The 13,547-nt window shown below is 66.0% G+C and carries 12 protein-coding genes; 10 read left to right on the forward strand and 2 right to left on the reverse strand.

Annotated elements, in window-relative coordinates; genetic code table 11:
* Positions 1-16: 16 nt before the first annotated feature.
* The 6 genes from gsiB (at position 17) to QEP15_RS06190 (ending at position 7,386) form a co-directional block, all read left to right on the forward strand.
* Positions 17-1,570 (forward strand): glutathione ABC transporter substrate-binding protein GsiB, encoded by a 1,554-nt coding sequence (gene gsiB / locus QEP15_RS06165; RefSeq protein WP_062840581.1) that lies wholly within the window; start codon positions 17-19, stop codon positions 1,568-1,570.
* A gap of 89 nt (positions 1,571-1,659) precedes the next feature.
* Positions 1,660-2,580 carry a glutathione ABC transporter permease GsiC gene (gene gsiC, locus QEP15_RS06170; protein WP_056322028.1) on the forward strand — a complete coding sequence of 307 codons (921 nt, stop codon included), beginning with the start codon at positions 1,660-1,662 and terminating at the stop codon, positions 2,578-2,580.
* Between the two features lie 7 nt (positions 2,581-2,587).
* A complete protein-coding gene (gene gsiD, locus QEP15_RS06175) occupies positions 2,588-3,487 on the forward strand; it encodes a glutathione ABC transporter permease GsiD (RefSeq protein WP_056322031.1) in 900 nt (299 codons plus the stop codon).
* A 145-nt stretch (positions 3,488-3,632) separates the two neighbouring features.
* Positions 3,633-4,727 (forward strand): DmpA family aminopeptidase, encoded by a 1,095-nt coding sequence (locus QEP15_RS06180; RefSeq protein WP_280148566.1) that lies wholly within the window; start codon positions 3,633-3,635, stop codon positions 4,725-4,727.
* A gap of 20 nt (positions 4,728-4,747) precedes the next feature.
* The gene (locus QEP15_RS06185; protein ID WP_056322036.1) at positions 4,748-5,581 is read left to right on the forward strand and encodes a M55 family metallopeptidase; all 834 of its coding nucleotides are present in this window, start codon (positions 4,748-4,750) and stop codon (positions 5,579-5,581) included.
* 14 nt (positions 5,582-5,595) lie between these two features.
* Positions 5,596-7,386: an aminopeptidase P family protein gene (locus tag QEP15_RS06190; protein WP_152383721.1), complete on the forward strand. Its 1,791-nt coding sequence runs from the start codon at positions 5,596-5,598 to the stop codon at positions 7,384-7,386.
* Positions 7,387-7,475: 89 nt separating this feature from the next.
* Here QEP15_RS06190 and QEP15_RS06195 read toward each other — a convergent pair whose 3' ends face one another.
* Positions 7,476-8,474, reverse strand: a complete 999-nt coding sequence (locus QEP15_RS06195) for a hypothetical protein (protein WP_175156273.1) — start codon at positions 8,472-8,474, stop codon at positions 7,476-7,478.
* Positions 8,475-8,696: 222 nt separating this feature from the next.
* Here QEP15_RS06195 and QEP15_RS06200 point away from each other — a divergent pair, with 222 nt between their 5' ends.
* The 4 genes from QEP15_RS06200 (at position 8,697) to ftsB (ending at position 12,662) form a co-directional block, all read left to right on the forward strand.
* Entirely contained in the window at positions 8,697-10,349 is a 1,653-nt protein-coding gene (locus QEP15_RS06200) for a CTP synthase (protein ID WP_056322044.1), read from the forward strand.
* Between the two features lie 203 nt (positions 10,350-10,552).
* Positions 10,553-10,837, forward strand: a complete 285-nt coding sequence (locus QEP15_RS06205; protein WP_056322046.1) for a DUF1330 domain-containing protein — start codon at positions 10,553-10,555, stop codon at positions 10,835-10,837.
* A 4-nt stretch (positions 10,838-10,841) separates the two neighbouring features.
* Positions 10,842-12,128: a phosphopyruvate hydratase gene (gene eno / locus QEP15_RS06210; RefSeq protein WP_062838541.1), complete on the forward strand. Its 1,287-nt coding sequence runs from the start codon at positions 10,842-10,844 to the stop codon at positions 12,126-12,128.
* A gap of 66 nt (positions 12,129-12,194) precedes the next feature.
* Positions 12,195-12,662 (forward strand): cell division protein FtsB, encoded by a 468-nt coding sequence (gene ftsB, locus QEP15_RS06215; protein ID WP_062838542.1) that lies wholly within the window; start codon positions 12,195-12,197, stop codon positions 12,660-12,662.
* 41 nt (positions 12,663-12,703) lie between these two features.
* On the opposite strand, the gene QEP15_RS06220 is transcribed toward ftsB, so the two are convergent.
* The gene (locus QEP15_RS06220; protein ID WP_280148567.1) at positions 12,704-13,456 is read right to left on the reverse strand and encodes a pilus assembly protein; all 753 of its coding nucleotides are present in this window, start codon (positions 13,454-13,456) and stop codon (positions 12,704-12,706) included.
* Between the last annotated feature and the right edge of the window lie 91 nt (positions 13,457-13,547).

Consider the following 13,547-nt stretch of genomic DNA (forward strand, 5'->3'; position numbering starts at 1 on the left):
GGAACCAGGAGTTGCAATGATGAAAGTTCTGCGCCCCACCAAGCTGATGGCCGCTGCCGCGCTGGCCTTCGGCGTGCTCGCCGCGCCGATGGCCCATGCCGCCAAGGACGTGACGTTCGCCGTTTCCATCGCGCTGGAAACGCTTGATCCCTACAACACCAACAGCACGCTGAACCAGGCGGCTGGCAAGGCCTACTACGAAGGCCTGTTCGAGTTCGACAAGGACCTGAAGGTGCAGAAGGTCCTGGCGACCGACTACACGGTCAGCGAAGACGGCCTGGTCTACACGTTCAAGCTGCGTCCCGGCGTGAAGTTCCACGACGGCACCGACTTCAACGCCGAAGCGGTCAAGATCAACTTCGATCGTCCGGCCAACCCGGACAACCGCCTGTCGCGCTACATCCAGTTCAGCGTCATCGAGAAGACCGAAGTGGTCGATCCGATGACCGTCAAGATCACGCTGAAGAAGCCGTTCTCGGCCTTCATCAACGCGCTGGCGCACCCGGCCGCCATGATGATCTCGCCCGCTGCCCTGGCCAAGTACGGCAAGGAAATCGGCTTTCACCCGGTCGGCACGGGCCCGTTCGAATTCGTCGAATGGAAGCCGGCTGAATACCTGAAGGTCAAGAAGTTCGACGGTTACTGGAAGAAGGGCTACCCGAAGGTCGACACGCTGACCTTCCGCACCGTGACCGACAACAACACCCGCGCCGCCGTGGTGCAGACGGGTGAAGCGCACTTCGCCTTCCCGGTGCCGTTCGAGCAGGCCGCCGTGCTGAAGAAGAACGAAAAGCTGGACGTGGTCGATCACAAGAACTCGATCATGGCCCGCTACCTGTCGATGAACACGCAGCAAAAGCCGTTCGACAACGTCAAGGTGCGCGAAGCCATCAACTACGCCATCAACAAGGACGCCCTGGCCAAGGTCGCGTTCTCGGGCTACGCCACCGTCATCGACGGCGTCGTGCCGCAAGGCGTGGACTACGCGCACAAGATCGGTGCATGGCCCTACGACATCAAGAAGGCCAAGGCCCTGCTGGCCGAAGCCGGCTACCCCAACGGCTTCGAAAGCACGCTGTGGTCCGCCTATAACGACGGCACCTCGGTGAAGGTCGTTCAGTTCCTGCAGCAGCAGCTCGCCCAGGTCGGCATCAAGGTTTCCGTGGAAGTCCTGGAATCCGGCCAGCGCGTGCAGCGCGTTCAACAGGTGCAAAAGCCTGAAGACGCCAAGGTCCGCATGTACTACGCCGGCTGGTCGTCCTCGACCGGTGAAGCCGACTGGGGCCTGCGTCCGCTCCTGACCACCGCCGCGTTCCCGCCGGTGCTGAACAACGTGTCGTACTACTCGAACAAGTCGGTTGACGACGGCGTCCAGCAAGCGCTGGCCACGACCGATCGCGCCAAGAAGACCGAGATCTACAAGAATGTTCAGGAAACCATCTGGAAGGACGCCCCGTGGGCCTTCCTGGTGACCCAGAACAACCTGTACGTCAAGTCGAAGAACCTGTCGGGCGTGTACGTGGAACCGGACACCTCGTTCTGGTTCGGCGACATCGACCTGAAGCAGTAAACCAAGCAGTAACTCTCGGGGCCTTCGGGCCCTTGTAAGGCCACATACGGCGGGGACGCGGTGTCCCCGCCGATGTTGCAGGAATTTCAATGCTGACCTACATCGTCAAACGTCTTTTGGGCATGATCCCCACGCTGCTGCTGGTAGCGGTGGTCGTGTTCCTGTTTGTGCACATGCTTCCGGGCGACCCGGCGCGACTGGCCGCCGGGCCCGAAGCCGACCAGCAAACCGTCGAGCTCGTGCGCAAGGAACTTGGGCTGGATCTGCCCCTGCCGCAGCAGTTCGTGCGCTACTTCAGCCACATGCTGCAGGGCGACCTCGGGACCTCGCTGCGCACCAAGCGCCCCGTCTCGACCGAAATCGCCGACCGTTTCATGCCCACCTTGTGGCTCACCCTTGCGAGCATGGTGTGGTCCGTTGGCTTTGGCATGATCATCGGCATCGTGTCGGCGGTATGGCGCAATCGCTGGCCCGACCGTCTTGGCATGACGCTGGCGGTGTCCGGCATCTCGTTCCCCGCGTTCGCGCTGGGCATGATGCTGATGCAGATCTTCTCGGTGAACCTGGGCTGGCTCCCTACGGTGGGCGCCTCGACCTGGCAACACTACATTCTTCCTTCCATCACGCTGGGCGCCGCCGTGGCCGCCGTGATGGCGCGCTTCACGCGGGCGTCGTTCGTGGAAGTCGTGCAGGAAGACTTCGTGCGCACGGCCCGCGCCAAGGGCCTGTCCGAGCGCCGCGTCATCATCAAGCATGCGCTGCGCAACGCGCTGATTCCCGTCGTGACCATGATGGGCCTGCAGTTCGGCTTCCTCCTGGGCGGCTCGATCGTGGTCGAGACCGTGTTCAACTGGCCCGGCCTTGGCCGCCTGCTGGTGGACGCCGTGACCCAGCGCGACTATCCGGTGATCCAGGGCCTCGTGCTGCTGTTCTCGCTGGAATTCATCCTGATCAACCTGATTGTCGACGTGCTGTATGGCGTCATCAATCCCAGCATCCGTTACAAGTGAGGCGGCCATGAGCAATACGACACCCGCCGCAACCATCGCCGCCGTTCCCAAGAACGACGTGCGCACGCCCGCCACCGAGTTCTGGCGCAAATTCAAGAAGCAGAAGCTTGCCGTCGGCGCGGGCCTCTTCGTCCTGCTGCTGGTCATCGTCGCGGTCTTCGCGCCGTGGATCGTGCCGTACGACCCGGAGAACTTCTTCGACTATGACGCGCTGAACGCCGGTCCGTCCCTCGCTCACTGGCTGGGGGTGGATTCGCTGGGCCGCGACATCTTCAGCCGCATCATCATGGGCGCGCGCATCTCGCTGGCTGCCGGCTTCCTGTCGGTCGCCATGGGCGCCATCGTCGGCACGTTCATGGGCCTGATGGCCGGCTACTACGAAGGCTGGTGGGAACGCATCACGATGCGTATCTCCGACGTGCTGCTGGCATTTCCCGGCATGCTGCTGGCCATCGGCGTGGTCGCCATCCTGGGCTCCAGCATGGTCAACGTGATCGTGGCCGTGGCCGTGTTCAGCGTGCCCGCGTTTGCCCGCCTGGTGCGCGGCAACACGCTGTCGATCAAGCAGATGACGTACGTCGAAGCCGTCAAGAGCGTGGGCGCGTCCGACTGGACGATCATCATGCGCCACATCCTGCCCGGCACGATCTCGCCGATCGTGGTGTACGGCACGATGCGGATCGGCACCTCGATCATCACCGCGGCCAGCCTGTCGTTCCTGGGCATGGGCGCTTCGCCTCCCACGCCGGAGTGGGGCGCGATGCTGAACGAAGCGCGCGCCGACATGGTCATCGCACCCCACGTCGCCATCTTCCCGGCGCTTGCCATCTTCCTGACGGTGCTGGCGTTCAACCTGCTGGGCGACGGCCTGCGCGACGCGCTCGATCCCAAGATCGACCGCAAGTAAACCTGCCGCCGGCCTGTTTGCCCAGGCCGGCGTGGAGGGCGATTCTTCCGCCGCCGCCTCCGTCCGCCACGCGCTGTCCCGCGCGTGTCCCGGACCCAGGGTGGCGGCGTTTTGCATTCTGGAGCGTGGCGACACGTAGACGAACATGGACAAACAAGCGCTGGACATCCCGCGGATCGGCGTACTGCCCTCGGGCCCGCTGGACTCGATCTGCGACGTGGGCGAGATCACCGTCGGTCATTGCACGCTGGCCGATGGCCCGCTGCAGACGGGCGTGACCGTCGTGCGCCCGCATGGCGGCGATCCCTTCCTGGACAAGACGCCGGCCGCGGCCACCGTGCTGAACGGCTTCGGCAAGAGCACGGGTCTGGTTCAGGTGCAGGAACTGGGCGTGCTGGAAACGCCGATCGCGCTGACCAATACGTTCGGCGTGGGCACGGTGGCCAATGCGCAGATCCGCGCCGCGGTCGCCGCCAACCCCGGCATCGGCCGCGGCATGGCGACCGTGAATCCGCTGGTCTTCGAGTGCAACGACGGGTTCCTGAACGACATCCAGGCGATGGCGGTTCAGGAATCGCATTACGCCGACGCGCTGACCGCCGCCGGCAAGCGTTTCGCGCAGGGCGCCGTTGGCGCCGGCCGGGGCATGTCCAGCTTTTCGTTCAAGGGCGGCATCGGCTCGGCCTCGCGCGTGGCGCGGATCAAGGACGGACCGCAGTACACCGTGGGCGCGCTGGTGCTTTCCAACTTCGGCCGGTTGCCCAACCTGACGGTGGCGGGCAGGCCGTTCGGCCGCCGGCTGGCGGACCAGCTTGACGTCAAGCTGGCGCAGCAAGGCGAAAACGCGGTGATCGCGCCCGAGAAGGGATCGATCATCCTGCTGGTGGCCACCGACGCGCCGCTCGATTCGCGGCAGTTGCGTCGGCTGTCGCTGCGCGCGGGCGCGGGGCTGGCTCGCACCGGCTCGGTGTTCGGCCACGGCAGCGGCGACATTGCGCTGGCGTTTTCGACGGCATACACGATTCCGCAGCTGGCCGAGTCGCCCATGCCCGCGATCGCCATGTTGCACGAGGCCCGCATCGATCCGCTTTTCGAAGCCGCCGCCGAAGCCTGTGAACAGGCCATCATTGCCGCGCTGTGGCACGCCGAAAGCGTGACCGGGCGCGACGGGAACCACCGCGATTGCATCCGCCAGGCCGCGCCCGATTGGCGCCAGTGGCTGTCCGACACCGAACTCTGAACATTTTCAAGGCCCCTTTCATGAAGATCCTTATTTCCACCGATATCGAAGGCGTCGCCGGCGTCTTCCATGCCGAGCAGGTCCGTGCCGGCAACGGCGAGTACGAGCGGGCCCGCGCCTGGATGACCGCCGAGGCCAACGCGGCCGTGCAAGGCGCCATCGCGGGCGGCGCCGAAGAGATCCTGGTCAACGATTCGCACGGCGGCTTTCGCAACCTGTTGCCCGATGGCCTGGACGAGCGCGCCCGCCTGGTGCTGGGCAAGCCGCGCTACCTGGGCATGATGGGCGGGCTGGAAGAGGCGTGCGACGCCGTCTTCATGATCGGCTACCACTCGCGCTCGCAAGGCCGCGGCATCCTGGCCCACACCATCAACAGCTTCGCGTTCGCGCGCGTTGTCATCAACGGCATGGAGCTGGGCGAAGCGGGCCTGTACGGCGCGCTGGCCGGCGAGTTGGGCGTGCCCGTCATCCTGGGCACGGGCGACGACGTGTTCATCGAGGAAACCCGCGACACCTTTCCTGGCGCCGAATGGGTGCAGACCAAGGTTGCGCACGGGCAGGGCAGCGGCATCACGTTGTCGCCCGCCGCCTCGCGCCGCGCGATTGCCGCGGCCGCCGAAAGCGCGGTGCGCAATTTCAAGCGCGGCGGCGACAAGAAAGCCGTTCCTTTCCGCATTCCCGCGCCTATAGAATGCCGGTTGCAGACGCAGAGCTCGGCGCTCGCCGATCTGTTCTGCATGTGGCCCACGCTCGAACGCGTGGACGGCGTCACCTTGCGATTCACCACGGATAGCATGCAGTCCGCCATCCGCACGCTGAACAGCCTGGCCGCCATGTCTTTCATGTTGCGCTAAGGATCCCATCTTCCATGTCTAGCACCGACGCCCGTATTGCCCAATTGCGGCAGGCCATGACCCGCCGCGGTCTGACTGCCTACGTTGTTCCTTCTTCGGACCCGCACCTGTCCGAATACCTGCCGGCCCGCTGGCAGGGGCGGCGCTGGCTGTCGGGCTTCACGGGGTCGGTGGGCACGCTGGTGGTTACGCCAAGCTTTGCCGGCCTGTGGGTGGACAGCCGCTACTGGGTTCAGGCCGAAGCCCAGCTTGCGGGCACGGGCGTGCAACTGATGAAGATTGCGCTGGCCACGACGCCGGGCCATGTCGATTGGCTGGCCGCCAACACCGGCGCGGGCGACGTCATCGGGGTGGACGGCCAGGTGCTGGGCCTGGGCGCTTTCCGCGCCTTGTCCGCTGCCGCAGCCGCCTCTGGCGCCATGCTGGAGATCCGCGAAGACCTGCTGGACGAGGTCTGGGCCGATCGCGCCGGGCTGCCGGACGCCAAGATCTACGAACATGTCGCGCCCGACGCCTGCGTGACCCGCGCCGACAAGCTGGCTCAGGTTCGCGACGCCATGCGCAAGCATGGCGCCGACGTGCATTTCATTTCCACGCTTGACGACATCGCCTGGCTGTTCAACCTGCGCGGCGCCGACGTGGACTACAACCCGGTCTTTGTTGGCCACGCGCTGGTCGGCCTGGACCACGCCACGCTCTTTGTGGCAGACAGCAAGATCGACGACAGCCTGCGCGCCATCCTGGCCGCCGATGGCGTCGAAGTCGCGGACTACGCCCAGGCCGCGGATGCGCTGGCCTCTTTGGAAGTGGACCAGAAGCTGCTGATCGATCCGGCCCGCGTCACCTGCGGGGTGTTCCACGCCATGGATCCGGCCGTGCCGCGCGTGGAAGCCATCAATCCGTCCACGCTGCTCAAGTCGCGCAAGACCGACGCCGAACTGGCGAACGTGCGTCAGGCGATGGCGCAGGACGGCGCCGCGCTGTGCGAATTCTTCGCCTGGTTCGAAGGCGCACTGGGCAAGCAAACCATCACCGAACTGACCATCGACGAGCAGATCACGGCCGCCCGCGCGCGCCGTCCGGCGTACGTCTGCCCCAGCTTTGCCACCATCGCGGGCTTTAACGCCAACGGCGCCATGCCGCATTACCGCGCCACCCCGGAATCGCACGCCACGATCGAAGGCGATGGCCTGCTGCTCATCGACTCGGGTGGCCAATATCTGGGCGGCACCACGGACATCACGCGCGTGGTGGCGGTGGGCACGCCCAGCGCGGACCAGAAGGTCGATTTCACGCTGGTCCTCAAGGGCATGATCGCGCTGTCGCGCGCGTCGTTCCCGCGCGGCACGCCTTCGCCCATGCTCGATGCCATCGCGCGCGCGCCCATCTGGGAAGGCGGCGCGGAATACGGCCATGGCACGGGCCACGGCGTGGGCTATTTCCTGAACGTGCACGAAGGCCCGCAGGTCATTTCCTACCGCGCAATGCCGGGTCCGCACACGGCCATGGAGCCGGGCATGATCACCTCGAACGAACCGGGCATCTACCGCCCGGGACGCTGGGGCGTGCGCATCGAGAACCTGGTCGCCAACCGCAGCTGGCTGACCTCGGAGCTGGGTGAATTCCTGTGCTTCGAGACGCTGACAATGTGCCCCATCGACACGCGCTGCATCGAGCCCTCGCTGATGCGCGAGGACGAGATCGACTGGCTGAACGACTATCACAAGACGGTGTTCGAGCGCCTGTCGCCGCTGGTCGAGGGCGAGGCGTTGGCGTGGCTGACGCTGCGCTGCGCGGCGATCTGACCTGACAGTATTGCCGGCAGGGCCGGCGCAAAAAAAGGCCGCGGCGCAATGACGCCACGGCCTTTTTTCATGGCGCGGCGCGCCGCCGGTTACCGCGCCGGCGCGTCCTGCTTGCGGTGAAGCAGGCGTGTGGCCGTCAGGCAACCCAGCGCCAGCAGCGCGCCGTAAGCGAGCAGCGCCAGCGCGGCGGACGCGTGCGATTGGACGGCCCAGGCCAGTTGATCCCAGGTCATGGACTTGAGCACGGCAATACCCAGGCCAATGCCCAGCACCTGGGCGATCCAGAACGCCACGCTGCCCAGCGCCACGGCGCGGCCGATGCCAAAACGTTCCAGCGGGCGCGGCAGCACTTTCAGGCAAACGAGCGTGGTCAGCGCCAGCAGGGCGATGGGCAGCACCCAATATCCCAGCGCATACTGGGCCCAGCCCGCTTCCAGCGTCTGCATCTGCAGATAGCCGCCCAGCATGAGCGACACGCTGGACTGCCAGATCAGGATGGTCAGCCCGCTGATCCATGCCGCATGCCGGCGGGTCAGCGCTGAGCCGGCGCCCGGGACGGCCGGGGTGGTGGTCCAGGCGGCGATGCGCAGCGCCAGGCAGATACCGGCGATCTCCAGCGCCACCGTGACGACGCGGATCCCCAGGTTCATGACGATGAAACGTCCGGCCACATCCAGGCCGAGGGCCGTCTGGAGCCAGGAACCTTCCTTGATCAGGCCGCTCATCAACAGGTGCTGCGCGTAGGCCATGCCGCTGGACAGGCACAGCGTGTAGAGCGCCTGCAAAGCCAGGAACGTGCCCAGCAGCCTGCCCGGCTGGTCCACGGTTGCCGCATCGCGGCGCGCAAGCCACTGGCGCGTTGCGCCCCAGGCCGCGAGCCCGACGATGAGCAGGGTCGAGACGATGTTGGCCAGCAGCGGGGCCAGCACCGGCGGCTGCGTGTAGCTCTCACGCAGTTGCTCCACATAGGGCGTCGGGCTCAACAAGGTGTAGGCCTGCACCAGCGCGATATACGTCAGCCGCAGCAGGACGGCGGCGACGGCGATGCGCCAGGCAAGGGAGGGAACGGGGCGGGAAAGGGCGGTCATCGGCGCGGGGGCGGGGATGGGAGGGCGCCGCCCGCACGGGCAGCGGTTCAAAATTAGGGAGCGACCATACCATGCGGGCGCCGTGGGGCTTGTGGCAATGGGCTTGCCGAGTGCAGCCAATTGTTACCCGCACAGAGCTAGGGGAAAACCCAAACAAGTCGCGTCGCCCGGCTATAATCCAAATTTCCCGCACGCGCCCGCTCGTCCCGGGTGCTCATTACGATGACCAAATACGTATTTGTCACCGGCGGTGTGGTGTCTTCCCTGGGCAAGGGCATCGCCGCCGCGTCGCTTGCCGCCATCCTTGAGTCGCGTGGTTTGCAAGTCACCATGCTGAAGCTCGACCCCTACATCAACGTCGATCCGGGCACAATGAGCCCCTTCCAGCATGGTGAGGTGTTCGTCACGGAAGACGGCGCCGAGACCGACCTGGACCTGGGCCACTACGAGCGTTTCATTTCCGCTCGCATGCACAAGGTGAACAACTTCACCACCGGCCAGATCTACGAATCCGTGCTGCGCAAGGAACGGCGTGGCGACTACCTGGGCAAGACCGTCCAGGTGATTCCGCACATCACGAACGAAATCCAGGACTTCATCGCCCGTGGCGCCGAAGCCGGCTGGAATGGCAACACCGACGTCGCCATCGTGGAAATCGGCGGCACGGTGGGCGACATCGAATCGCTGCCGTTCCTCGAAGCCGCCCGCCAGATGAGCCTGCGCATGGGCCGCAACAACGCGGCCTTCGTCCATCTGACGCTCGTGCCCTTCATCGCCTCCGCCGGCGAACTGAAGACCAAGCCCACGCAACACTCGGTGCAGAAGCTGCGCGAAATCGGCATCTACCCGAACGCGCTGCTGTGCCGCGCCGACCGCCGCATTCCGGACGACGAGCGCGCCAAGATCTCGTTGTTCTCCAACGTGCCCCTGGACGCGGTCATTTCCGTCTGGGACGCCGACTCCATCTACAAGATCCCGGCCATGCTGCACAAGCAGGGCGTGGACAACATCGTCTGCGAGGCCCTGGGCCTGACCCCGCCGCCGGCCGATCTGTCCATGTGGGACAACCTGGTCGAGGCGCTGGAACACCCCGAGCACCAGCTCACCATCGGCATGGTCGGCAAGTACGTCGACCTGACCGAGTCGTACAAGTCGCTGACCGAAGCCCTGGTTCACGCCGGCATCCACACGCGCTCGAAGATCAACATCGAGTACATCGACTCGGAAGACATCGAAACCCGCGGCACCGATCAGTTGAAGCACCTGGACGCCATTCTGGTTCCGGGCGGCTTCGGCAAGCGCGGCACCGAAGGCAAGATCGCCGCGATCCGCTACGCCCGCGAAAACGGCGTGCCGTACCTGGGCATCTGCCTGGGCATGCAGCTGGCGGTCATCGAATTCGCGCGTCACGTCGCGGGTCTGGGCGGCGCCAACAGCACGGAATTCGATCCCTCCGCGCCGCACCCGGTGGTCGCACTCATCACCGAGTGGATGGACCGCGAAGGCAAGGTCGAGAAGCGCGACACGTCGTCCGACATGGGCGGCACCATGCGCAAGGGCGCGCAACGCGTGCCGATCAAGCCCGGCACCCGCGCGCAGGCCATCTATGGCGACGAGGTGAACGAACGTCACCGCCATCGCTACGAGGTCAACAACGTCTACGTGCCGCGCCTCGAAGAAGCCGGCATGGTGATCAGCGCCCGCACGCCGACCGAGAACCTGCCCGAAATGATGGAACTGCCCAACCACCCGTGGTTCGTCGGCGTCCAGTTCCACCCGGAGTTCACGTCCACCCCGCGCGACGGCCACCCGCTGTTCTCCAGCTACATCCGCGCCGCCATCGAGCAGAAGGCTCGCCGCGGCCAGGAGGCCTGATGCGTGTCCGCGGTCCTGAGTTCCGTAAGCGGATCCTCGGGGCCGCGGGCCGATTCCCCAGCGCCGCCCTATACGGCGGCGCTTCTTTCGGATACAACCGATTAGCATCGGATATGCGTCGCCCGTGCGCCTTGCGCGACACTGGCGGCGGCGCCGTATCCGGCGTCAGACCGAAACCAACGCAACTGCTCTGAAGGAACCCCATGAGTGCCTATCTGATCGCCGACGTCAAAGTGACCAAGCCCGCGCAGTACGAGGACTACAAGCGTCTGTCCACGCTCGCCATGCGCGCGTACGATGCCAAGATCCTGGTGCGCGGCGGCGAATCGAAGCACCTCGAGGGGCGTGAACCCGGCCGCACCGTCGTCATGGAATTTCCGTCCATGGCCGCGGCGCAGGCGTTCTACGATTCCTGGCAGTACCGCCGTGCCCGCAATGCCCGCGAAGGCGCGGCCGTCATGAATATGTTTATCGTTCAGGGAATGTAAAGTCATGAGTGCAATCGTCGACATCATCGGCCGCGAGATTCTGGATTCGCGCGGCAACCCCACCGTGGAATGCGATGTGCTGCTGGAATCCGGCGCCATGGGCCGTGCGGCCGTGCCGTCGGGCGCATCCACCGGCGCCCGCGAAGCCATCGAGCTGCGCGACGGCGACAAGGGCCGTTATCTGGGCAAGGGCGTGCTGCGCGCCGTGGAAAACCTCAACACCGAAATCTCCGAAGCCCTGATGGGCCTGGATGCTCAGGAACAGACGTTCGTCGATCGCACGCTGATCGAACTGGACGGCACCGAGTCCAAGGAGCGCCTGGGCGCCAACGCCATCCTGGCCGCCAGCATGGCCGTGGCCCGCGCCGCCGCCGACGAGTCTGGCCTGTCCCTGTACCGCTATTTCGGCGGCAGCGGCCCCATGAGCATGCCCGTCCCGATGATGAACGTCATCAACGGCGGCGCGCACGCCAACAACACGCTGGACCTGCAGGAACTGATGATTCTGCCGGTGGGCGCGGGCAGCTTCCGCGAAGCCCTGCGTTGGGGCGCCGAAGTCTTTCACATGCTCAAGAAGCTGATCCACAGCCAGGGCATGTCGACCGCCGTGGGCGACGAGGGCGGTTTCGCGCCCAACGTGCCCAGCCATGAAGCCGCCATTCAGCTCATCCTGAAGGCCATCACCGAAGCCGGCTACGAGCCGGGCACGCAGATCGCCCTGGGCCTGGACTGCGCCAGCTCCGAGTTCTACCGCGACGGCAAGTACACGCTGGCCGGCGAAGGCGGCATCTCGCTGTCCTCGCAAGAATTCACGAACCTCCTGGCCACGTGGTGCGACAAGTACCCGATCATCTCGATCGAAGACGGCATGGCCGAAAACGACTGGGAAGGCTGGAAGCTCCTGACCGACCAGCTCGGCAAGAAGGTCCAGCTGGTGGGCGACGACCTGTTCGTCACCAACACCAAGATCCTGCGTGAAGGCATCCAGAAGGGCGTGGCCAACTCGATCCTCATCAAGATCAACCAGATCGGCACGCTGACGGAAACGTTTGCCGCCATCGAAATGGCCAAGCGCGCCGGCTACACCGCCGTCGTCTCGCACCGCTCGGGCGAAACCGAAGACTCGACCATTGCCGACATCGCCGTGGCGACCAACGCCATGCAGATCAAGACCGGCTCGCTGTCGCGCTCGGATCGCATGGCCAAGTACAACCAGCTGCTGCGCATCGAAGAAGAGCTGGCTGAAGTCGCGTCGTATCCCGGCCTGGAAGCTTTCTACAACCTGCGTTGATAAAAAGCGCGGCCCTGGCGTGTTGCCTGGGCCGCATCCACGCCACGACAGTTGAGGTTCCCGCGTATGCGCCTGTTGTTCCTGGTGCTGTTCGTGCTGCTAGGCCTGATCCAATACCCGCTGTGGCTGGGTAAGGGCGGCTGGTTCAAGGTCTGGGATCTGCAACGCCAGGTGGCCGAGCAGCGCGAGACCAACGAAGGCCTGCGCGCGCGCAATGCCGCCCTTGAGGCGGAAGTGCGCGATCTGGAAGGCGGATCGGGGGCCATCGAGGAACGGGCGCGCGGTGAACTGGGCATGATGCGCGACGGCGAAGTGTTCGTGCACATCCTGCCCCAGAACACCCAGCCTCCCGCGGGCGCCTCGCTCTCCGCCGAGGCGCCGCCCAAGCCTGCCGCCACCGGCACGCCCGCACGCGCCAACGCCCCCGCCACCCGGCCGGCCTCTGCAGCAACCCCATCCCGGCCCGCGGCGGCAACGCCAGCCAGGCCCGCCGCCACCGGCGCCAACCATTCCAATTCCACCGCCCGGCAGTGATGCCCGGCGGTTTTTTTTAGCCTTGCCAGCGGCGGCCCGGCTTATCCCGGGCCGCAACGCATCTGGCGGCACGGTCCATACACCACGCCTTCGGGATGGGGGCGCCTGCGCGCCCAGTCCACCGGATGCGTGTGCATTTCCTGATCCAGCTCCACCACGATCGGCAACACGCCCTTGGCCAGCGCGTGCCCGGCGTAGCTGCCGTCCTGCCGGCCCAGCCCCGCCAGCAGCGCCCGCAACGGCGGCAGCAGCGGTTTGTGCAGATACGTCAGACGCAGCCTGAGCGTGTTGGCCAGGAAGATGTCCTGGCCGCCAGGGCGTGGCGGGCGGCGGGCGTGTTGCAGGTCCTGGTAGCCGTTGTTGATGGCGCGCAAGCCGGGCGCGGCGGCCACCTGCAAGCCCGCGTGCCCGTGCTCGCGGAACGACTGGTCGTCCGGCATCAGCACTTCGATGCGCCAGGGCGCAACGCCCGTCAACGCCTTCAGATTGGCCATCGCGGTGTCCAGGCGCCGCCGCGCGCCCGACGGGCCCTCGGCGTGGGCGTGCAACGGCAGCAACGCCCGCAGAAAGGCGGCTTGCATGCGGGCCGGGTCGCCGTGGCCCGTGGCGCCGGCGCGCGCTGCTTCTGTCAGCGCCAGATGGGCCATCTGGCGCGCGCCGTGCCACTGGACGGCTTCGATGCACAGCAGACCCAGCAGCAGCACCGCGGCGCCCGCCACGGCAAATTCAAGGGCGGACGCGCCATGCTGTCGGCGGACGGCGCGAAACACGGCAGGAAAAATAAAGGCGGTCATGGCTGCGCAGTGTGGCGCGCCCATGACCGCCCGTCGATGAGGACAATCCGGTGTGACGAAACCGTCCCGGCGGGCTTGCCGCCGGGGGGCA

The sequence above is a fragment of the Achromobacter mucicolens genome (assembly GCF_029866465.1).
Classification (GTDB): Bacteria; Pseudomonadota; Gammaproteobacteria; order Burkholderiales; family Burkholderiaceae_B; genus Achromobacter; species Achromobacter mucicolens.